The organism is Gordonia sp. 852002-51296_SCH5728562-b (assembly GCF_001665475.1).
Classification (GTDB): Bacteria; Actinomycetota; Actinomycetes; order Mycobacteriales; family Mycobacteriaceae; genus Gordonia; species Gordonia sputi.
In genome coordinates this window covers 1-20,691 of the sequence record NZ_LZMI01000123.1, presented here as the reverse complement: position 1 = coordinate 20,691, position 20,691 = coordinate 1, and the positions used below count along the sequence as shown (strand labels likewise).

At 63.9% G+C, this 20,691-nt stretch carries 23 protein-coding genes and 1 pseudogene; 11 read left to right on the top strand and 13 right to left on the bottom strand.

What is annotated here, in order from left to right; all coding sequences use genetic code 11:
- Window positions 1–10 precede the first annotated feature (10 nt).
- Window positions 11–268, top strand: coding sequence for a hypothetical protein (locus A5766_RS24765; RefSeq protein WP_005203068.1), 258 nt, complete (start codon window positions 11–13; stop codon window positions 266–268).
- A gap of 99 nt (window positions 269–367) precedes the next feature.
- On the opposite strand, the gene A5766_RS20430 is transcribed toward A5766_RS24765, so the two are convergent.
- Together A5766_RS20430 and A5766_RS20425 are read right to left on the bottom strand one after the other, a co-directional pair.
- On the bottom strand, window positions 368–646 hold the full coding sequence (locus tag A5766_RS20430) for a hypothetical protein (RefSeq protein WP_005203070.1): 279 nt from the start codon (window positions 644–646) through the stop codon (window positions 368–370).
- 115 nt (window positions 647–761) lie between these two features.
- Window positions 762–1,127, bottom strand: a complete 366-nt coding sequence (locus A5766_RS20425) for a TraR/DksA family transcriptional regulator (protein WP_005203071.1) — start codon at window positions 1,125–1,127, stop codon at window positions 762–764.
- A gap of 130 nt (window positions 1,128–1,257) precedes the next feature.
- Here A5766_RS20425 and A5766_RS20420 point away from each other — a divergent pair, with 130 nt between their 5' ends.
- Complete coding sequence (locus tag A5766_RS20420; protein WP_005203073.1) at window positions 1,258–2,502, top strand: acyl-CoA dehydrogenase family protein; 1,245 nt, start codon at window positions 1,258–1,260, stop codon at window positions 2,500–2,502.
- 4 nt (window positions 2,503–2,506) lie between these two features.
- Here the strand turns inward: A5766_RS20420 and A5766_RS20415 are convergent, their stop codons facing one another.
- Together A5766_RS20415 and A5766_RS20410 are read right to left on the bottom strand one after the other, a co-directional pair.
- Window positions 2,507–3,049, bottom strand: a complete 543-nt coding sequence (locus A5766_RS20415) for a GNAT family N-acetyltransferase (RefSeq protein ID WP_141630789.1) — start codon at window positions 3,047–3,049, stop codon at window positions 2,507–2,509.
- Window positions 3,050–3,103: 54 nt separating this feature from the next.
- Window positions 3,104–3,634 (bottom strand): LppP/LprE family lipoprotein, encoded by a 531-nt coding sequence (locus tag A5766_RS20410; RefSeq protein ID WP_005203077.1) that lies wholly within the window; start codon window positions 3,632–3,634, stop codon window positions 3,104–3,106.
- Window positions 3,635–3,821: 187 nt separating this feature from the next.
- Between A5766_RS20410 and A5766_RS20405 the strand changes: the two genes are divergently transcribed.
- Together A5766_RS20405 and A5766_RS20400 are read left to right on the top strand one after the other, a co-directional pair.
- Window positions 3,822–5,537, top strand: a complete 1,716-nt coding sequence (locus A5766_RS20405) for an acyl-CoA dehydrogenase (protein WP_005203079.1) — start codon at window positions 3,822–3,824, stop codon at window positions 5,535–5,537.
- Between the two features lie 69 nt (window positions 5,538–5,606).
- Window positions 5,607–5,999 (top strand): TIGR03618 family F420-dependent PPOX class oxidoreductase, encoded by a 393-nt coding sequence (locus A5766_RS20400; RefSeq protein ID WP_005203081.1) that lies wholly within the window; start codon window positions 5,607–5,609, stop codon window positions 5,997–5,999.
- A gap of 124 nt (window positions 6,000–6,123) precedes the next feature.
- On the opposite strand, the gene A5766_RS20395 is transcribed toward A5766_RS20400, so the two are convergent.
- From A5766_RS20395 to A5766_RS20375, 5 genes are read right to left on the bottom strand one after another with little or no spacing between them, the layout of a single operon-like run.
- Complete coding sequence (locus A5766_RS20395) at window positions 6,124–7,254, bottom strand: amidohydrolase family protein (protein WP_064868365.1); 1,131 nt, start codon at window positions 7,252–7,254, stop codon at window positions 6,124–6,126.
- A gap of 35 nt (window positions 7,255–7,289) precedes the next feature.
- Window positions 7,290–8,330: a 4-hydroxy-2-oxovalerate aldolase gene (dmpG, locus tag A5766_RS20390; protein WP_005203086.1), complete on the bottom strand. Its 1,041-nt coding sequence runs from the start codon at window positions 8,328–8,330 to the stop codon at window positions 7,290–7,292.
- Window positions 8,327–9,283, bottom strand: coding sequence for an acetaldehyde dehydrogenase (acetylating) (locus A5766_RS20385; protein WP_064868362.1), 957 nt, complete (start codon window positions 9,281–9,283; stop codon window positions 8,327–8,329). The genes dmpG and A5766_RS20385 overlap by 4 nt, the downstream gene beginning before the upstream one ends.
- An 11-nt stretch (window positions 9,284–9,294) precedes the next feature.
- Window positions 9,295–10,089, bottom strand: a complete 795-nt coding sequence (locus A5766_RS20380; protein WP_064868359.1) for a 2-keto-4-pentenoate hydratase — start codon at window positions 10,087–10,089, stop codon at window positions 9,295–9,297.
- Window positions 10,086–10,715, bottom strand: a complete 630-nt coding sequence (locus A5766_RS20375) for a TetR/AcrR family transcriptional regulator (RefSeq protein ID WP_005203092.1) — start codon at window positions 10,713–10,715, stop codon at window positions 10,086–10,088. Before A5766_RS20375 ends, A5766_RS20380 begins: the two co-directional genes overlap by 4 nt.
- Window positions 10,716–10,878: 163 nt before the next feature.
- Here A5766_RS20375 and mhpA point away from each other — a divergent pair.
- From mhpA to A5766_RS20355, 4 genes and pseudogenes are all read left to right on the top strand, one after another.
- Window positions 10,879–12,441, top strand: a pseudogene (gene mhpA / locus A5766_RS20370) (bifunctional 3-(3-hydroxy-phenyl)propionate/3-hydroxycinnamic acid hydroxylase MhpA).
- 10 nt (window positions 12,442–12,451) lie between these two features.
- Window positions 12,452–13,318: an alpha/beta fold hydrolase gene (locus A5766_RS20365; RefSeq protein ID WP_005203097.1), complete on the top strand. Its 867-nt coding sequence runs from the start codon at window positions 12,452–12,454 to the stop codon at window positions 13,316–13,318.
- Window positions 13,315–14,352 (top strand): VOC family protein, encoded by a 1,038-nt coding sequence (locus tag A5766_RS20360; RefSeq protein ID WP_231894748.1) that lies wholly within the window; start codon window positions 13,315–13,317, stop codon window positions 14,350–14,352. Before A5766_RS20365 ends, A5766_RS20360 begins: the two co-directional genes overlap by 4 nt.
- 28 nt (window positions 14,353–14,380) lie before the next feature.
- Window positions 14,381–15,310, top strand: a complete 930-nt coding sequence (locus A5766_RS20355) for an amidohydrolase family protein (RefSeq protein ID WP_005203101.1) — start codon at window positions 14,381–14,383, stop codon at window positions 15,308–15,310.
- 124 nt (window positions 15,311–15,434) lie between these two features.
- On the opposite strand, the gene A5766_RS20350 is transcribed toward A5766_RS20355, so the two are convergent.
- Window positions 15,435–15,875, bottom strand: a complete 441-nt coding sequence (locus tag A5766_RS20350) for an anthrone oxygenase family protein (protein WP_231894747.1) — start codon at window positions 15,873–15,875, stop codon at window positions 15,435–15,437.
- An 82-nt stretch (window positions 15,876–15,957) separates the two neighbouring features.
- Here A5766_RS20350 and A5766_RS20345 point away from each other — a divergent pair, with 82 nt between their 5' ends.
- Window positions 15,958–16,878 carry an AraC family transcriptional regulator gene (locus A5766_RS20345; RefSeq protein ID WP_231894746.1) on the top strand — a complete coding sequence of 307 codons (921 nt, stop codon included), beginning with the start codon at window positions 15,958–15,960 and terminating at the stop codon, window positions 16,876–16,878.
- 154 nt (window positions 16,879–17,032) lie between these two features.
- On the opposite strand, the gene A5766_RS20340 is transcribed toward A5766_RS20345, so the two are convergent.
- On the bottom strand, window positions 17,033–17,386 hold the full coding sequence (locus A5766_RS20340; RefSeq protein ID WP_168431270.1) for a 5'-methylthioadenosine/S-adenosylhomocysteine nucleosidase: 354 nt from the start codon (window positions 17,384–17,386) through the stop codon (window positions 17,033–17,035).
- Between the two features lie 125 nt (window positions 17,387–17,511).
- Window positions 17,512–18,396, bottom strand: a complete 885-nt coding sequence (locus tag A5766_RS20335) for a sterol desaturase family protein (RefSeq protein ID WP_039854532.1) — start codon at window positions 18,394–18,396, stop codon at window positions 17,512–17,514.
- Window positions 18,397–18,488: 92 nt separating this feature from the next.
- Between A5766_RS20335 and A5766_RS20330 the strand changes: the two genes are divergently transcribed.
- Together A5766_RS20330 and A5766_RS20325 are read left to right on the top strand one after the other, a co-directional pair.
- Window positions 18,489–19,646, top strand: a complete 1,158-nt coding sequence (locus A5766_RS20330) for a sensor histidine kinase (protein ID WP_005203108.1) — start codon at window positions 18,489–18,491, stop codon at window positions 19,644–19,646.
- A complete protein-coding gene (locus A5766_RS20325; protein ID WP_005203110.1) occupies window positions 19,643–20,305 on the top strand; it encodes a response regulator in 663 nt (220 codons plus the stop codon). Before A5766_RS20330 ends, A5766_RS20325 begins: the two co-directional genes overlap by 4 nt.
- A 100-nt stretch (window positions 20,306–20,405) precedes the next feature.
- Here A5766_RS20325 and A5766_RS20320 read toward each other — a convergent pair whose 3' ends face one another.
- Window positions 20,406–20,627 (bottom strand): hypothetical protein, encoded by a 222-nt coding sequence (locus tag A5766_RS20320; protein WP_064906167.1) that lies wholly within the window; start codon window positions 20,625–20,627, stop codon window positions 20,406–20,408.
- Window positions 20,628–20,691: the final 64 nt, after the last annotated feature.

Below are 20,691 nucleotides of genomic sequence, written 5' to 3'. Positions count from 1 at the left end.
GCCGTCGACGATGGGGTTTCTCATGGTGTTGGCTTTGACGGTCTTGACTTTGATGGAGTCGACTTTGATGGAGTTGGCTTTGATGGTGTCGACGCAGCAGAACGCGTTCAGCGGGACCGGTCATCGCCGCACCTCCACAGGTGTGATGCAGTTCACTAGCCTGCATTTCGGAGGAGATTACTCCCTCATCAGCCGCGATACCGCCCGGTTGGTCGCACCAGGCCTGCTCGGCTTCCCGTTTTCAGTCATTTCTGAACCGTCTTCGTAAAGCCGACCTGGCCTTTTACAGTCAGGCACCTCCGAGATTGACTGAAAACGGGAGACGTCTGGAACCTTGCGGTCGGAGGCCGGGTTGGCCCACGACGTGTCAGGCGTAGCCGCTGTAATCGGTGGCTTTGTTGCCGACCCCTGGCGTCGAAGATCCGTACTCAGCGAGATACGCGGCTTCCCAGCGCGGCCAGTCGAGGAAGCGGTCGCCTGCGTTGTCGCGGTACCGCCGGTAGAGCCGCTTCTTGGTGAGCCACAACGATCCTCGTGCAGTGTTGACGGCGGCTCGTGCGGCTCGACGACCGCGATCGACCTCCACGGGATTCAAGGCAGGTTGTGCCTTGTCGGAGAAGATCGAGCGCTTGGGAGTGCGTGCCATGAGATCTGCCCCCTCGTCTGGTCTGGGGCTCAACTCTTGCAGGTTGGTGGGGCCTTGAAAAGTGTTGCGTCGGTTGCTTGAACGAGCGTCGCGGTGCTCTTGTGTGAACGGCGCATCACCACCGGCGCGTCGAACCCTTTCTGGCGCAGTCGATGCACTGGCGTGCGGCGGGCAAGACGTCGAGCCGTTCGGGATCGATCTGCTCGCCGCACGTCTCACATCGTCCGTACGAGCCACGCTCGACCCGCTCGACTGCGGAATCGATCTCGACCAGCCGGTCGCGCGAACGCTGGAGTTGAGCGACGAGGTGTCCGCGCTCGACGGCGAGCGTCGATCCCTCTGGGTCGTGCTCGTCGTCGGACGCCTCGTCGGAGGTCGCCTCGAGCACCGCGGCCAGCCGTGCAGACAGTGACTCGATCAATTCCACCGTTCGATTGCGCTCTGCCACGAGCGTATCGATGGACTGGTTCTGCGAGGTCATGTCAGCAAGATTCTACGTCGGGGATCTGCCACGTCCGAGGCGCGAACGGGCACCAACATCCTCGCCGAGTAAACATCCCCGTGAGCACAACGGGTGCCACCGACGCACGAACATGACAGCTTGACTTCCCATGACCACTTCTTTGACGCCGGATCGTCCTGCACAGGTCGACGACCGTCCCACCAGTTTCGACCCCGCCACGTTCGACGACGTGTACGCGACCATCGCCGCGGGTGCGGTCGAGCGCGAGCGGTCGCGCACTCTTGCGCACCCCGAGGTCGCGCTGCTGTGGGAGCGTCGTTTCGGCGCACAGCGGCTGCCCGTCGAACTCGGTGGCTCCGGCGCGTCGGTGCGCGACCTGTTCACCGAATTGATCGCGCTCGCCGCAGCAGATTCCAACATCACACAGGCGCTGCGCGTCCACTTCTCGTTTGTCGAAGACCAGCTCATCGCACGTAACGACCGACTGATTTCCGCCATCGCCGACGGCATCCTGGTGGGCAACGCGATCACCGAACCAGGCGCGGGCGCCATCGACGGCTACCGCACCGTACTGACCCGAACGGGCGACGAGTGGCGGTTGAACGGCGAGAAGTTCTACAGCACAGGCTCGTTGTATGCCGACCACATCCTCGTGGCCGCTGATCGCGACGGTGAACGGGTCAGCGTCCTCGTTCCGGCAACACGGGAGGGCGTCAAGCGTATCGACGACTGGCGCGGCTTCGGCCAGCGTCTGACCGCAAGTGGCACAACCATTTTCACCGATGTCGTCGTCCACGACGACGAGATCCTCGGTCCCGGATACGGAGCAGCCGGCCCCACGTATGCCACCGCCTACCTTCAACTGTTCCAGTTGGCCGGCCTCGCGGGTATCGCGCAACGCGCGACCGACGACCTGATCGAATGGGTGTCCAAGCGCGAGCGCACATTCACCCATTCCGTCGCCGATCGTCAGCGTGACGACCCGCTGGTTCAGGAGATCGTCGGACGCCTCTCGGCCACCGCGTTTTCGGCACGATCGAGCGTCCTTGCCGTCGCGGATCTCCTCGACGAACTGCTCGCGAACGACCCCGAGGACGCCGAGGCGATCACGCGGGTCGAGCTTGCCGCAGGACAGGCGCAGGCCGCGATCGCGGCCCAGGTACTCGCGGCGACGAACGAACTCTTCGAGGTCGGCGGGGCGTCGATCGTGGCGGAAGAGCTTGCGCTGGACAGGCATTGGCGCAACGCACGTACCCTTGCCGTGCACAACCCGATCAACCAGAAGCTGCGGTCGATCGGCGACTACCTGCTCAACGGAGCCGATCTACCGTATGCCTGGAGTGCCGGTGTGCGCACCGATACCGCTGCGGGCGCCGGAGACGCGAAGGCATAGTGCCTCACGTCGAGCGCAGATCGATCATCAGGAAGACCTTGTCGTAGCGGCGTTCCCCGAACGCGACGAATCTCGGTAGGCGTCCGTACTCGGTGAAACCCAGGGATTCGTACAGGGACAACGCCGTGATGTTGTCGCCGCGCGCATCCAAGGTGAGTACTTCGACGCCGGCTGCCCTGGCATCGTTGATCAGGGCGGCCGTCAGCGCGCGACCGATCCCCATGCCCTGAGCACTCGGGCTGACGGCGATCTTCTCGATGTCGGCGTGCGGCCGATGCGTCGGCCGGGCATAGCGACTCCAGTAGCCAAGGCCCACAAGCACATCGTCGACGTACGCAGCCCGTAGCGACGCGTCGCCGACTGCGACATGGCTGAGGATCTCGTCGATCAGCTCGGCCACCTCGGCTTCTGCCGGCGGATCAACCCATCCGAGCGCAGCGCCGTCGCGGACCAAGCCGAACAAGATCTGGTGCGCTTCGCGGGCAAACCGCTGGCGCGCCTGCGGATCTCCGGTTAGGCGCGCCGCGTCGACGATCTCGGTGTGCATGGTCGGCAGCATAGCCAACGTGCGCGGCGATGCTCGACGAGCGCGGCGTCGAACTCACTTTCCGGGAGGCCGGAGCTCACCGAAGCGGAAGAACGAATCCCACAGTCCCACATAGGTTGACGAGACGGGACCGCCCGTCGGGTTGGCGTTCGCGTCACCCGGATTCAGCCACTTGTAGGTAATCGTGACGCTGATCGGCGTCGAACCCGTCACCGACACGAAGCCGGTGGGCTTCCCGGCGGAGCCGAGGTACTTTCCGGGTCGGAACAGCAGCACGGCCACGGGCGACGAACCCGTGCCGCCCGACGTGTCGAACGCGGCCCACATCAGTGGCGGGCACCACGGGGTGCGGTCGTTCGACTTGGCGCGCAGCACCCAGTGCAGATCGTTTCGGCCGAGTGGCGGACCTATCTGGCGGAGTCCGCGCTGCACTTCCGACGAAGCGACCGACAGGCATGCTCCGCCGACGGAGGTACCGGCAGCCTGGGCGCCCGGCGGGGCAGCTGCTGCGGGCGCTGCCGCCAGCGACGTCAGGAATGCGGATGCGGCGAGGAAACTCAGTACACGTGTGCGACGACGAGACATTGATGACTCCAAGGTTCGAGTGGACGTTTCCCGGCCCTGTGGGGACTTTCGGCTCGACGTCGTGGCGCGTTAGCCGCCGTACCTTTCGATGCAGGGCAGACGCGCGATCGTTACCGAGTGGACCAGACCCATTGACGGTGGATGGTCGATCTCTGGGCGCATTGCCCGACTGGCTACGCTTGGCCCCATGAGTCTGCTGCTGAACCCTGCCACCAACGACTACTCGCAGTTCGACGCCGAAACCCGCAGGTTGCTGCGCGCGACGATCGACTTTTTCGAGTCCTACGGCAAGGAACGCCTGCTGCAGGCCGATCTGAACGCCGAGTGGGTCAGCGACTTCCTCGAGTTCGAGAAGAAGGAAAAGCTGTTCGCGACGTTCCTCACGCCCGCCGCATATGCCGACGGCGACGAGAACCGACGCTGGGACGCCGCGCGCAATGCCGCGCTCAGCGAGATCTTCGGCTTCTACGGTCTGTCGTACTGGTACGCCGAGCAGGTCACCATTCTGGGTCTCGGGCCGATCTGGATGTCGAGCAACGAGGTCGCCAAAACCAAAGCGGCACAGCAGCTTCTCGATGGCGAGGTGATGGCCTTCGGGTTGTCGGAACGAACCCATGGCGCAGACGTGTACAGCACCGACATGGTGCTGACCGACGACGGTGCGGGCGGATTCACCGCGTCGGGCACCAAGTACTACATCGGCAACGGCAACGTCGCGGGCATGGTGTCGGTATTCGGCCGCCGCGCCGACATCGAGGGACCCGACGGCTACGTGTTCTTCGCCGTCGACAGCAGACACGAGAACTACCGTCTCATCGACAACGTCGTGCACGGACAGATGTTCGTGTCGACCTTCGAGCTCGACAACTATCCGGTCAGCGCCGACGACATCCTGCACACCGGCCCCGAAGCCTTCGCCGCCGCGTTGAACACGGTCAACGTCGGAAAGTTCAACCTGTGTCACGGTTCGGTCGGGATGTGTACGCATTCGCTGTACGAGGCGATCGACCACGCCAACAACCGGATCCTCTACGGCAACCCGGTCACCGACTTCTCGCACGTCCAAGGCAATTTTGTCGACGCGTTCGCGCGACTGTCGGCAATGAAGCTGTTCAGCGACCGCGCCGTCGACTACTTCCGTTCGGCGAGCCTCGACGACCGCCGCTACCTACTGTTCAACCCGGTGACGAAGTCGAAGGTGACCTCCGAGGGCGAAACCGTGATGACCCTGCTACTCGACGCGATCGCCGCCAAGGGCTACGAGAAGAATACGTACTTCCACCAGGCCAACCGCTTCATCGGTTGGCTGCCGCGGCTCGAGGGCACCGTGCACGTCAACGTCGGGCAGATCCTCAAGTTCATGCCCAACTACCTGTTCGGACCGGTCGAGTACCCAGAGATCGAGACGCGACTCGACGCCACCGACGACGCATTCTTCTTCGCGCAGGGGCCTGTCGGCGGTGCGGGCAAGGTGCGCTTCGGCGATTGGACCGCGCCGTACGCGGCGCGTACCGATGTGCCGAACGTCGCGGTGTTCTACGAACAAGCGCAGGCACTGCAGAATCTCTTGCAGACCGCTGCGCCCAGCGCTGAGCAGCAAAAGGACCTCGACTTCGTCCTCACCATCGGACACCTGTTCTCGCTGGTCGTCTACGGACAGTTGATCCTCGAGCAAGCCGCGATCATCGGACTCGACGCCGATCTGCTCAACCGGATCTTCGACTTCCAGATCCGCGACTTCTCCGGCTACGCCGTGTCGCTGTACGGCAAGCCGACGGCCACACCCGAACAGCAGTCGTGGGCGCTCGACGCCGTCCGACGACCCGTCGCCGATGCCGACTCCTTCGACAGGGTCTGGCAGCAGGTGAAGGAGCTCGACGGCGCTTACGTGATGCCTGCCTGACAGCCGGCGATCAGTACAGTCGGCGGTGCGCGACGCCCAGCCGCGTCAACCACCTCGAGGGAGCTCCACATGGACTTACCTGATGACGTCGTCGAACTACTGCGCACGCCCGCACTCTGCTACGTCGCAACCGTGATGCCGGACGGATCACCACAGTTGACCCAGACCTGGGTCGACACCGATGGCAAGCACGTGGTGATCAACGTCGTCGCGGGCATGCAGAAGGCCCGCAATTTCGAAAGGGATCCGCGAGTCGCGGTCGCGGTCTCTGATCCCGCGAATCCAGCGCTGTTCACTCAAATTCGCGGTCGGGTAGTCGAGATGACCACCGACGGAGGCGTCGACTCGATCAACGAGTTGGCGCAGAAGTACACCGGCAGGCCGTACGCCTGGTACGGCGGGCAGGAGCAGACCCGCATCATCGTCACGATCGAGGCCGACCGGATATCGCGGGTGCCGTGACGGCTGCCCGGCCCCGCACCTCATCTGTGCACAGCTACCTTCGGCAGTACAGAAGGTAAATCGCGACAGATGAGGTGCGGGCAAAATCGATATGTCCGTCGATGTTGCGGCAGAACCGAGTTCGTCAGCTCACGGAAGCCCGCAGCCGGGGGAGTTGCTGCAGCGGGTTGATGCGTTCGACCTCGTAGCGCTCATCTGTGGTGAAGACCTTGCTCAATCCGGGAGCGGGATCGCCTGAGCCCTCGACGAACACCATCTGGCTGAACGGCCAGTCGGAGCCGAAGACGATATGCGAGCGCGGCGCGACCTCCAGCACAGATCGCATCGCAGCTTCCGACGCGCTGAGGGCGGTGTCGAAGTAGAAGGTGCGGATCAGTTGTTGCACATCGAGGGCAGAGGGACGAGGCGCACCAACGGGCCAATGGTTGCCGACAGGCGTTTCCGCAACCACGCCGATGCGCCAGGACAGGAAGGGCAGCGTCCCGCCGGCGTGGGCGAGTTGAAACCGGATACCGGGGTAGCGGCGCAGGGTTCCGCCCGCGAGCATCAGGGTCGCCGCTCGAGTGGTATCAAACGTGAACTCTTCGAGGAAATCCGGCAGTGGCAGTGAGGGTTTGGCGTCGTCGGGGATAGCGGCGGGATGGACGAAGACGAACGCCTCGCGGCGGTTGAGTGCCTCCATGAGCGGCTCGAAACGGGGATCGCCGAGGTAGATGCCGTCGTACGCAGACAGCAACACGACGCCGTCGAGGTGGAGAGTGTCGAGTGCGTACTCGAGTTCGGCGATCGAGGCCGCGACGTCGGGCATGGGCAGTACCGCGAATGCGCCGAAGCGGGTGCGGTGTGTGCGAAAGAGCCTGGCGGCGTACGTATTGCAATAGCGGGCAAGATCGCGGGCCTCTTTGCCGCGCAGGAACGACACACCCGGGTCAGACACCGAGAGTGCCTGGGATTGGATCCCCCAGCGGTCCATGAAGTCGATCGCTGCTTCCGGTGACCACTGTGGGGTGGGATATCCGCCAATGGTGATATGGCCGTGTTCGAGCAGTGCGGCACGGTACTCAGGCGGCAGGAAATGGGCGTGAAGATCGATCCGGTACCTTCCGGACGGTGCGGCCGAAGCGGTCGCCGGCACAGCGCTCGTTGCGACGGCGACTCCTGCGGCCGCCGCGCCTGCACCGATCAACAGCGACCGACGGCTCATGCCGAAGGACTCGCCAGTGCTGGGCGAGGACGGGTTGATATCAGCAGTCATCGGTTGTGGGCCTCTCGGGAAATGAGTGTGGACGCTTAGGCGTCATGGGTGAGAACGGCTGTCTGAGAACGGCTTCCGGCGACCAAGTCCAACGCGATGTCGACGAGCATGTCTTCTTGCCCGCCGACCATGCCCCGTCGGCCTGCTTCCACCAGCAGGCTGCGGGCATCGACGTCGTAGCGCTCGGCAATGCTCTCGGCGTGACGCAGAAAGCTCGAGTACACACCGGCGTATCCGAGAGTCAGCGTTTCGCGATCGACGCGCACGGGCCGGTCCTGCAACGGGCGGACGATGTCGTCGGCGGCGTCTTCGAGCGCATTGAGGTCACAGCCGTGTTCGATTCCGGCTCTCGACGCGGCCGCCACGAACACCTCCAACGGAGCGTTGCCCGCGCCTGCGCCCATACCCGCCAGCGACGCGTCGACACGATTCGCGCCATGCTCGACAGCCACGAGCGAGTTGGCCACGCCCAGTGAGAGGTTGTGGTGTGCATGGATGCCGATCTCGGTGTCGCCGTGCAGAACTCCACGCATCGCGTCGCAGCGCTCGGCGACGTCACGCATGGTCATCGCGCCTCCGGAATCGACGACGTAGACACAGGTGGCGCCGTAGGACTCCATCAGCACGGCTTGCCGCGCCAACTCCTGCGGACTGGCCATGTGGCTCATCATCAGAAAGCCGACGGTGTCCATGTCGAGTTCACGGGCAGCGGCGATGTGCTGGGCGGAGATGTCTGCCTCGGTGCAGTGCGTCGCGACCCTCACCGTGCGCGCACCGGCGCCATGAGCGTCCTTGAGGTTCTGCACAGTTCCGATCCCGGGTAGGAGCAGAGTAGCCACAGTCGCTCGTTTCACCACGCCTGCAACGGCTTCGATCCATTCCAGGTCGGTGTGGGCACCAAAGCCGTAGATGCAACTGGAGCCGGCAAGGCCGTCGCCGTGCGCCACCTCAATCGAATCCACACCGGCCGCATCGAGTGCCGTGGCGATGGTGACCGCCTGATCGGTTGTGTACTGGTGCCGGATCGCGTGCATGCCGTCTCGCAGCGTGATGTCGCTGACATACACCTTGCTCACCGTGTGGCTCCTGTTGTCTGCGCGGCATGAACTGCAATGCGTTCGGCGGTGGCTTTCGCAGCCGAGGTCATGATGTCGAGATTGCCTGCGTAGGCGGGCAAGTAGTGGGCTGCGCCCGTCACCTCGAGCATTGTGGTCACCCGCGTGCCGCTGAACTTGCCGGTCTCGGGGATGTAGAGCGGATTCTCCGCGGTGAACGTCTCGAACTGCACACGTTGCTTGAGCCGATAGCCGGGAACATAGGCATTGACGCGCTCGACCATGTCGGTGATCGACGCCTCGATCGCCGTATGGTCGGTGTCGCCGTCGACAAGGCAATACACGGTGTTGCGCATAAGGATTGGCGGGTCGGCCGGGTTGAGGATCATCACTGCCTTAGCGCGCTGCGCACCCCCGACGTCACGCAACGCGGCGGCGGTCGTCTCGGTGAACTCATCGATGTTCGCACGCGTTCCGGGCCCTGCTGATTTGGACGAGATCGACGAGATGATCTCGGCATACGAGACCGGAGCAACTGCGCCGACAGCAGCGGCGATCGGCACGGTCGCCTGACCGCCACAGGTCACCATGTTCAGATTCGGCGCATCCAGATGCTCGTCAAGGTTGACAACGGGCACACAGAACGGACCGATCGACGCAGGCGTGAGGTCGAGCACCCGGACCCCGGTGGGCTTGAGTGTGGACCAATTGGCGCGGTGCGCCCCGGCAGACGTCGCGTCGAAAACCAGTCGCACATCGGCGAATTCGTCCATGGCGAGCAGTCCGTCGACGCCCTCGGCGGTGGTGGCGACGCCGAGTCGTGTGGCACGCGCCAAGCCGTCGGAGCTCGGATCGATCCCCACCATTGCAACCACCTCGAGTGGGCCGTCGCTTCGGAGGATCTTGATCATGAGATCGGTGCCGATATTTCCCGAGCCGATGATGGCAACCGGGTAGCGATGAGTCGTGGTCATCGATGGCTCCCTCAGGTGAAGTCGATGGATACGCGGCCAAGACCGGACAGATCCGCTGCCGCAGTATCGCCGGAGTGAACGAACACGGCTGAGGTGATCGATCCGGACATGACGAACTCGCCGGCCCGCAGCCCGATGTCGAACGCGGCCAGGGCGTTCACCAACCACGCCACCGCCTCGGCAGGGTGACCCAGAACCGCGGTGGCAACTCCGGTGTCGACCTGCTCATCGTTGACGTACAGGGACGCAGAAATGTCGTCGAGGTCGGGTGCGTCGTTGATCGGCACCCACGGACCGAGGACCACCGCGGCAGAGCTGGCGTTGTCGGCGACGGTGTCGCACAGAGTGATTCGCCAGTCAGCGATCCGGCTGTCGACGATCTCCAGGGCAGCACCAACTGCGTCGGTCGCATCAAGGACATCGGCGACGCTGATACCTGGTCCCTGCAGCGGACGGCTGAGCCGGAACGCGATCTCCGGCTCGACGCGCGGCGCACAGAGCGACGACACTGGAATGGCGCCTCCGTCGGGATACACCATGGTGTCGAGAATGAATCCGTAATCGGGCTCGTCGACGCCGAGCAACTGTTGCATGGGCGCTGACGTCAGACCGATCTTGCGGCCGACCAGCCGAGCCCCGTCGTCGAGCAGTCGCGTGAGATTGCGCTGCTGAATCGCATAGGCGCCGGCCACGTCGAAGTCGGGAATGCTCTCGCTCAGCGGGGCAATCGGTGCGCTGTCGAGCAGTGCGGTGTGCAACCTGTCAGCCCAGTCGTCAAGGTCGGCCGGTGGCAGGGGAGAGATCATGAGTCCTCGTCTCGTGGTGATTCGGTGAGTCGGAGTGCGGCATCGATCAACATGCGTCCGTGGAGTTCGAACAGCGCTGGTAGATCGACCGAGTCACCGCCGATCTCCTTGGCGATGAACAGACCGTCGGCGCCCGCCATGGCGTAGGTGGCGAGTTGATCGACAGCGGCCTCGTCGAGATCCGGAGACAGTTCCTTGGCTGCTTCGCGAATTCGGACCTGAGCCTCAGCTCGCACCTGCAGATACATCTCGCGGGCGCGCGGCTCAACTGGTCGGCGTTCCAACGCGAGCATCAGTCCGAGCCGCAGGAAGTCGGGTGACTCCAGCAGCGCCTTGGCCACCTGCATGGTCATCTCCGCGACCCGGTCACGAGCCGTCCCGTCGTCGGGCATGCTCCACGCCGACAGCCATCGACCGAAGCTTCGCTCGGTGACTGCCGCGATGAGGTCGTCCTTGTCGGTGAAATGCCAATAGATCGAACTCGCAGGCAACCCGCACCGCTTGCTCACGAGGTTGATACTCGTTCCCTCGTAGCCACGCTCACTGGCGATTTCTGTTGCCGCGTCGAGGATTTTGGCTCTCGACGTCTCGCCATTCGCTCGACGTCGCCGCGATGTCTCTGCCATCGGATCACCCTTCTCGATTGGTCGGGGAGTGGCCGCAATTGCCGTAGTGGTCATTACAGTAAGTCCTTGACGGCCCGTGGTCAAGGTCTTAGCGTAGTGATCACTACAGCTCGCTTATGTGGCATCTCGCCCTGGTGGCGAGGTCAGGCTCTAGGAGACTTCCGTGTCCGACATTCCGCACTACGACGTGGCGATCATCGGCTATGGCCCCACCGGGGTCACCGCGGCCAACCTCCTCGGTCAACAAGGACTGAATGTGGTTGTGCTCGAACGTGATCCGGACGTCTACGGTCGCGCCCGCGCAATTTCAACAGACGAGGAGGTCATGCGTATCTAACAGCAGGTGGGCCTGGCCGACACCCTGCAGCGCGACATGCTGCCCGGCGGCGTCGTCGCATTTGTCGACGCCGAGGGCAAGCCGTTTTCGGAGCTGCAGCCGGCATCACGAGGCGCTGGTCACCCACCGCAGCAGTTCATCTACCAACCTGCCGTCGACACGACGCTGCGCGCCGGAGTGGAACGGTTTGCCAATGTCACAGTGCTGACGAGGCACGAAAGCCTCAAGGTGCTCAGCGGTGCCGACGACGTCGAGATCCTGGCCGCCGACCTGGCCGACGACAGCTTCGTTCGGATTCGCGCGTCGTATGTGATTGCCGCGGATGGAGGGTCGTCGGCGACCCGGGGACAACTGGGCATCGGCTACCAGGGCACGACCTACACCGAGCGATGGGTTGTCATCGACACAAAGGTGCTCCGCGACTGGGAAGGTAGCTCGCGCTTACGTTTTCATTGCGACCCGGCGCGTCCCACCGTTGACTGTCCGACGCCGCTCGGGCATCACAGGTGGGAGTTCCCGGTCCGCGACGGCGAAGACGAGAAGTATCTCGCTACACACCAAGCTATTTGGGACATCCTGAAGAGTCAGGGCATCACCGAGGAGAACGTCGAGATCCTCCGCGCAGTCGTCTACAGCCACCATGTCCGGGTAGCCGACCGTTGGCGTGTGGGCCGGGTATTCCTGGCAGGCGACGCCGCGCACGCGATGCCGCCATGGATCGGACAGGGGATGGCGTCGGGCGTACGCGACGCTGCCAACCTGTGCTGGAAACTCGCCGCAGTTGTCGACGGAAGTCTTCCGGAGTCAGCACTCGACAGCTATCAGGTCGAACGTGAGCCCCACGTGCGCGAGACAACCGATCATGCCGTATTCGCCGGCAAGGTGATCACCGAACGTCGCCCATGGGCGGCAAGCCTGCGCAACAACGTCTTTCGGTTCGCATCCAGGTTCTCCATCTACACGCGCTGGATGGTGGACAACAAATGGATCCCCAATGCCCACTATTCCGACGGGCTCTTCAGCGAGCAGACCCACCCCGCCCGGGGATGGCAGATCCCTCAGCCGTGGGTGCTTGACGAGCACGGAACGCGAATTCACCTCGACGACGTGCTCGACGGTCGCTGGGTCGTGCTCGGTCTCGACGAACGCGACCACACCGCGTGGCACTCGCGCGGCGTCGAAGTGCTGAGAGTACTGCCGGCTGGTGCACGGCCGGCCCCCGACGCCATCGTCGACGCCGACGGCACACTGCGGACGTGGTTCAGCACGCACCATGCTTCGGCCGTTGCACTGCGCCCCGACGGCTTCGTCTACTGCGCTGCCGACTCCGGACACACCCTCCCAACGCCCCCCGCAGGATTGCGTGCGGCGACCGCCACCTCACGATGAAGGAAGCCTGATGTTGGCCCCTCACAACGCATCCCACACCGTCACAGTCAATGGCGATACCGAGATCTTCTACACCGAGATCGGTACCGGCGACCCAGTCGTTCTGCTACACGGAGGCGGACCAGGTGCCTCCGGTATGTCGAACTACGCGCGCAACGTCGACGCCCTGGCCAGCCGATTCCGTGTGATCGTGCCCGACCTGCCCGGCTACGGTCGTAGCAGCAAGAACCTCGAGCAAACCGACCCGTTCGGCGCGCTTGCCGAGGCGATCCGCGCCCTACTCGATCACCTCGGACTCGACACCGCCCACCTGGTGGGCAACTCCTACGGCGGCGCCTGCGCGCTGCGGCTGGCCTTGGACACCCCGCACCGCGTCGACCGGCTGGTGCTCATGGGACCGGGCGGGATCGGCACCACGCGCGGGGCGCCCACCAAGGGACTTAATGCACTACTCGGCTACTACACGGGCTCCGGGCCCAGCCGCGACAAGCTCGAAACCTTCATCCGCACTTACCTCGTCTACGACGCCGAAGCGGTACCGGAGAGCGCAATCGAGGAGCGCTATCGGGCCTCGATCGACCCCGACGTCGTCGCACATCCGCCGCTGCGACGTCCCTCGGGTCTCGGCGCGCTGAAAACCCTGTGGCGCATGGACTTCACCCGCGACTCGCGCCTCCAGACACTCCCGAACCGCACGTTGGTCATCTGGGGCCAGAACGACAAGGTCAACCGGCCGGCCGGGGGACAGATGCTCGTCGACGCCATGCCCAACGCCGACCTGCTGATGCCGGCGCGAACCGGCCATTGGGTTCAGTGGGAACGAGCCGACCTGTTCAACAAGGTTGTGACCGACTTCCTCGACGGCACCTACGCATGAGCGGCCCGATGTTGAGCGCCTCGACGACCGTCGCACCGTCGGTGTTCGGGAACGTACACCTCGGCTACATCGTCATCGAAAGCCAAAAGTTCAGTGAGTGGCGACGATTCGGGAAAGACGCCATCGGAATGCACCTCGATGAGTTGTCGCCAGACGTGATTCGGTTCCGTCTCGACGATCACCAAGCACGGTTCATCATCGTGCGCGGCCCCGCCGAAGACGTCGTCGCCCTCGGATGGGAACTCGACAAGCATGAGGCATTCGACCAGATCGTTGGTCGGGTCACCGGCCGAGGTGTGCCGACTGTGGCCGGCACCGAAGAAGATGCCGCAGTCCGCGGAGTGGAACGCCTGATCCGCTTTCCCGGTCCCAACCGTCTGGCCCAGGAGATCTTCACCCGTGCCCGAGTGACCGATGCACCACTGGCGATGACCAACCAACACGGATTCGTCACCGGCACATCAGGAATGGGGCACGTGGCGATCACGTCTACCAAACCGCAGCAGATGCGCGGCTACTACAACACCGTCTTCGACGCCCGGCTCACCGACTACATCGACGAGACGATCAGCGGCGCCAAGCTCAAGATCCGATTCCTGCGGGTGAACGAGCGTCATCACTCGATCGCCATCGCCAATGTCCGTGCCCTGCCGATCAATCCGATCAGGACTCGCGTTCAGCACCTCAACATCGAGGTCGCATCCCTCGACTACATGACCCAGGCATATCAGCGGGTCAAGCAACTCGGCTTCGACATGGCGCTCTCCGTCGGCCAGCACACCAACGACAAAGAGCTCTCGTTCTACGCACAGAGCCCATCCGGTTTCGAATGGGAGGTCGGCTGGAACCCGATCACCGTCGACGAGAAGACGTGGGAACCGACTACCCACAAGGGGATCAGCATCTGGGGGCACACACCAGAAGGTCAGACGATCATCGAGAAACTCGACCAGTTCCGCCGCGGCGCGCTCTCGCTCCGGCACGACGAAGATCCCGTCACTGCGCTTGCAGGCGTAGGGATTCCGGATAACTGACCGAAAGAACTACGGAGAACCCATCACCATGCCGCGCATAGACACCCACCACCACGTCATCCCTCCGTTCTATCGAGCGGCGCTCCAAGCCGCGGGGATCGACGCGGCCGGAGGACGCGACCTACCCGCCTGGACCCCCGAGCTATCGCTCGAAGCAATGGATGCGTTGGCGGTCAGCACCGCCATTCTTTCGGTGTCGACGCCGGGAACAACCTTCCTCGACGAACCACGCGCCGCCGCCCGTCTCGCGGCGCAGATCAACGACTACTGCGCAGAACTCGCCGGTGGTGCGTCGAGCCGGTTTGGGTTCTTCGCGACGCTGCCGACACCACACCCGACACTGGCCGCGACCGAAGCGATCCGAGCGCTCGACGATCTGAACGCCGACGGCGTTGTCTTACTTGCCAACTCGGCGGGAAGGTACCTGGGCGAGGACGGACTCGAGCCGCTCTGGGAAGAACTCAATGCACGCGGATCGGTCGCGTTCATTCATCCGGCTGAACTCCCTAGTCCGGCAGTAGCGGGAATTCCACCGTTCGCAACGGACTTTCTCCTGGACACAACGCGCGCCGCATATCTGCTCGTCAGCAACAACATTCGGCAGCGGTACCCCAATATTCGCCTTCTCCTGAGCCACGGAGGCGGATTCGTACCCTACGCCGCGCACCGCATGGCGATCGCAATAGCCGGTAGCACGGGCCGCAGCATTGTTGACATTCTCGACGACTTCCGCAGCTTCTATTTCGACCTTGCACTCACCGCCAGCAACGCATCGTTGCCCAGTCTGCTGGCGTTCGCGCAGCGCGGACACATTACCTACGGCTCGGACTGGCCCTTCGCGCCCACGGTCGCCGGCGCCTACTTCACCGCGAACCTGGAGAACTACCCAGACCTCGACGCCGCGCAGCGTGACGCGATCGAATGGTCCAACGCGGCGCAGATGTTCCGGCAGCCATAGCTGGGCGCACCTCATCTGTGTCGATTCACCTTCGGCGGTGCCGAAGGTGAATTGCGACAGATGAGGTGCGAGCGTTCGTCGCGCATATTCAGACTCGGCGGCTGGAACCCACCACGTCCGATTCTCAGCGAAACGCGGCCACGCCCATCCCGAGTGCGCCGACCACTGAAAGCCAGGTGCGCACCGCGTTCCACGTCCCCCAGGTACTGACGAACGTGGCCCAGTCCACCGTTCCAGCGGCAAGCCGTTGGTTGAGAGGCACGTTGATCGCCACCGTCGTCACGAACGCTACGACGACGAGCACCGCACCGATCACCCCGGCAAGTCCGCGAACGTCGCGAGGACCGAATGCAACGATCCCGACCACGACGGCCACGGCCAGCACAGGCGCGAGGAAGAAGACCGCGAGGAAGGGTGGACGCTCCACAGCGGAGTTCATCCTGCGCATCGCGTCAGCGCCGTCGACTCCGCTCAAGGCCGCCATCACCGTGGCGTAGGCGAAATAGAAACCTCCGAGCACTGCGCTGCAGAGCACGGCCGACCCGATCAGCAATTTCATTGTCATGACTACAAGCATCTGTCGACGCTTTGGCGTTATCCATGCCGAAAAGGCCCGATATTCATACGCAAACGTCTAATCTGAGGTTGTGGACCCTCTGTTCAGGATGCTGTCCGGGCTTCGGGCACAGGGCTTGTTCTCACTCCGACTGTCCATGAGCGCACCGTGGTCGGTCGACATCGACGACGGCGCCCCACTCACCGTGATCGCCGTCGACCGCGGATCGGCGTGGCTCGTGGGATCGGAAGAGGAAGTGCTTCTGACGGCGGGGCAGGTCGCATTGGTCGCGCACGGGCCGCGCTACGTGGTGGCCGACGAGCCTGACCGCGCCCCGACCGTTCGAATCGTGGAGGGCGGCAAGTGCATTGCGCTCCACGAGTCGATGCAGTCTGCGGTACACCGAGGTCTGCTGACGTGGGGCAATCACAGCGACGGAGCCGACCAGCTCCTCGTCGGAACCTATGCGTCGGCATCCCAGGTCGGGCGACATCTCACCGAGCAGTTGCCCGACTTCACAGTGCTTCCGCGCGGCGGCGTCGACGAAACGACACTCGCTCTGTTGCGTCAGGAACTCGCCGACGCGAAACCGGGACACAGCTTCGTCATCGACCGCCTGCTCGACGTTGTGGTGGCCTCCACCATTCGCGCCGCCGGACCCTTGGCGGGGCCCGGGTGGCTGTCCGGCACACTCGATCCGACGGTTGCCGGCGCGCTCGACCTGATCCACGACTCACCCGAGAAGCCTTGGACGGTAACAGCACTCGCCGCAGCGCTGCACGTTTCCAGGTCCGGCTTGGCCGCCAAGTTTCGTGACAGCGTGGGGGAGACGCCCGCGAGATATCTCACGCGCTGGCGAATGACCCTGGCTGCCGACGCACTCGTCGCATCCGACGACGGCCTCGAGACGATTGCCCGGCGGATCGGCTACGGATCAGCGTTCTCGTTCAGCAACGCGTTCAAGACGATGCACGGGACGAGCCCTTCGCACTACCGCCGCGAGCGTCGATGAGTGCGCGGCGCAGCCGGCGGTGCGCCGCGTCGAACGCGCGGGTCGACGTCGTCGTGGGTCGAGAGCCGGCACTCATCGAGACCGCACCTCATCTGTGACGATCTACCTTCTGCACTGCCGAAGGTGCCGAGCGACAGATGAGGTGCGGGTTCGCTCATCGCACGCGAGGGTCGGCGTAACGGCGGTTGGCCCAGCGCCGCCGCGACCTACCGCACGGCGGCGAAACGCCCAGCCAGGAATGGCGTCGAATCAACGAGCGAGGCCTGCACGTTGCCGGAACCGCGACATCGCCGATGCCCGCCGGCGGTAAACCACCTGCCGTGCCGGAGAAGACGATCCGGGCGATCCGAAGGCCGTGCCGCGAGCAGGTGAGGTCTGCAAACGATGCGTTGGCGGCGTGGGTGGCATTGACGATGCCGACTCCTGTCATCGCTGCGACGATCGGCTTGCCCCGGATCTCCGCAGCGTGCGTCGCGATCGTGGCCGGGATTGTTCGACGTGCAGTCACGTCTACATCGTCGACCATCGTCGGACTGCGCAGCACCATGACATTTCGATAGCCCCCCATACGCGGTATGGGGCAACGCGCGGCGCCGCCTCCCCGTGTGGGGAGGCGGCGTGGCGTCGTGAACTTCAGGCTGTGATGAGTTCGTCGTCGGACTTGTTCTTCTCGGCGTATCCGGGAGGCCCGAAGAGGTAGCCGAGGCGGCCGCGCCACGTCTGAGCGCGCGCTGTGTCGCGAAGCATGTTCACTGTCTCGACGTAGTTGTACTTGATGGGATTCTGGGTCTCCACGTCGTGGAGAAGTCCGTACCGCACCGGCTCGGTCTCCTCGGCATACGAACCGAAAATGCGATCCCAGATGATGAACACACCGCCATAGTTCTTGTCGATGTAAGGCTGGTTCGATCCATGGTGAACGCGGTGGTGGGACGGGCTGTTGAAAATGAACTCCCAAGGCGCCCATAGCTTGTCGATACGTTGGGTATGGAACGGGATCTGGAAGAGCAGACCGGCTGTGTTGAGTAGGAGAATCATCCAGACCGGGAATCCCAGTAGGGCCGCGGGGAGCCAGGCGAGGCTGCGCAGTGTGTAGGACACAGGGTGAAACCAGGGCAGCCGCAGGTTTGTGGACAGATTGAAGTAGTTGCTGGAGTGGTGCACGCTGTGTGCGGCCCAGAGGAGCCGGATGCGGTGGTCGCCGCGGTGCGCCCAGTAGTAGCAGAAGTCGGTGACGACCAGGCATGCCACCCACACCCACCAGTGCTTGGCCGACAAGTGCAGCGGCGTGAGCGCTGAGGCGACGACGATCGTCGAGAACGGCAGGATGTACTGAGTAAGCGCCTTGGCGGCCGTGTTGATCAGGTACGTGGCCCAGTTTCCGACGTAGTCGCGCACAGAACGTTTGGAGAACGTATGTGTGGCGTCGCGGTCTCGTCTGTGGTCAACGTATTCGACGATCGAGAGCAAGATAAATGCAGGTACAGCCGCGAGGAGCAAAGTACTGGTTGCGTTCATGTGCAGAACTCTATTGACGGTGACCTGCACAAACATCCCGCGAAGAACTGATTTTCCCTCCCTCTCACGGGGGAGTCGACTAGCCTTCACACATGCCGGAGCCAGGACTCGTCGCCGTTCGAAAGTCGCTCGAACGTCAGTCACTCCTGGTGGCACTGTTCGCCGCCGTGATCGACGCGATGCTCTTCATTTCCTCGGGGATCTTCTCTGCCGCCCCGATTGCGGCGCTCACGATGACGATCACGCTGGTCGCCGCCGACCTCTGTCTTGCCCTACGCCCCAGCACCACAGCCGTGGTTGCCTACATTCAGGTGATCACACGTATCCTCGCGTGCCTACTGCTGAGCCACTACGCACTCGCGGCCGGTATCGGCAACGTCGGCGTGCTGGTCGCCGGTTACCGAGCCGGCGCATGGCTGCCCGCCCGGGCTTCGGCGACCGTGTTGCCAGTGCTGATGGCAGGAGTCGCGACGGCGGCATATCTCAACGGCTCAGCCGATGTGTGGTGGATGATTCCCGCCATCGCGGTCTCGAATGCGTTGATCCCGTGGCTCGTTGGCCGGTACACCGCCGCCGGAGGCGCCTACGTCACCAAACTGGAGATGCAGCGGAAGAGTGACCACGCAGCGCTGGCCAAAGCTCTCGCCGACGAGCGCGAGGCCATCGCCCGTGATCTGCACGATGTCATCTCCCACCACGTCAGTGCGATAGGCATCCACGCAGGCGCGGCCCGAATGACCCTCGGATCGAACATCGAGGCGTCGGAGCGATCACTGCGGGCGGTCGAGACATCGAGCCAGGCGGCCATGAAAGACCTTCGTCTGCAACTCGACATCCTGCACGGTCGCGACGACGCGGGCGAGGTGCAACCCGGCCTCGCCAACATCCCCGAGCTGGTCGAGTCTGTCGGTCGGGCCGGACTCTGTGTGGACATCAACCTTCCGCGCGGACTGGTCACGTTGCCGAAATCGCTCGACGTCATCGTGTATCGAATCGTCCAGGAATTGCTGACCAATGCATTGCGTCACGGCGACGGATCGGCCTGCCTCAAGGTTCGCCGAGATCGATCGCGAATCGTCATCGACGAGTCGAATCCCATTGCGGCCGAGGTCTACACAGGCGACTCGCTGCACCGCGGACTCGACGGTATGCGGCGTCGCGCAGAGTTGTTCGACGGCCGCGTAGAATGCGGCGCCGACGAATTGGGGCAATGGCGCACCCTTGTCGAGATCCCGGTGAGTACACGATGACCGAACCCATCACCGTTCTCGTCGCCGACGACCACGCCGTGTTCCGCGCGGGACTCAAGGCCGTCATCGACGCCGGCCCTGATACTTCGTGCGTTGCCGAAGCAGACGACGGCCGCGCCGCGATCGAGGCGGCTCAGCGGGTCCAACCAGCCGTGGTGGTACTCGATGTGCGAATGCCCAGGCTCGACGGTGTCGCCGCCATCGAGCCGATCATCGCCGCCACCGACGCCAAGATCCTGATGCTCACGACCTACGACAGTGAGAAGGTGCTCGCCACCGCGCTGCGTGCCGGGGCCTCAGGCTTTCTACTCAAGTCGTCGCCTCCGGAAGAGATCGTCGGCGCGATTCGCATTGTGGCGCGCGGTGATTCGGTGATCGATCCCGCCATGACGCGCCGTTTGGCAGCCCGCGTCGCCGACACTCTGACCGAGGTGCCGGTGCCCCCGGAGGTGGCGACGCTGACGGCACGCGAATTCGAGGTACTGCTCCTCATGGCCGAGGCACACAGCAACGCTGAGATCGCCGCCGAACTGTACCTGGGGGAGCAGACGGTCAAGACTCACGTATCCCACATCCTGGCTAAACTTGGCGTGCGCGACCGCATTCAGGCCGTGGTGTACGTGCACCGGCACCGACTGTCTGCCGTGACGCGTCCCTGACGCCGACGACTGCACCTCATCTGTCGCGGTTCACCTTCAGCGGCGCCGAAGGTGACGAGTGACAGATGAGGTGGATTCGCGCATCGCACACCATCGACGACTACGAAAGCGCAAGCGGAGCGGCGCGCCGACCTACCGCCAGCAAGTACTTCCACTCCATCCGGCCGTCGATGAGGTACTCGTCGGCCAGGGCTGATACAGCCGTGTCGAGCTCGGCGGTGCGCGTCGCGTCGTCGGCGATAAAGCGGTAGACGGCGATGATCGGTCCATAGTGTGCTTTGAAGAAGTCACGGAACTCGACGCGGGAGCGGGCCTGGTGCACGGATAGGTGACAGGGTTAGTCACGCGGCCTGAGGGGCCTCGTGGTTGATGATGGTCTCGAATTC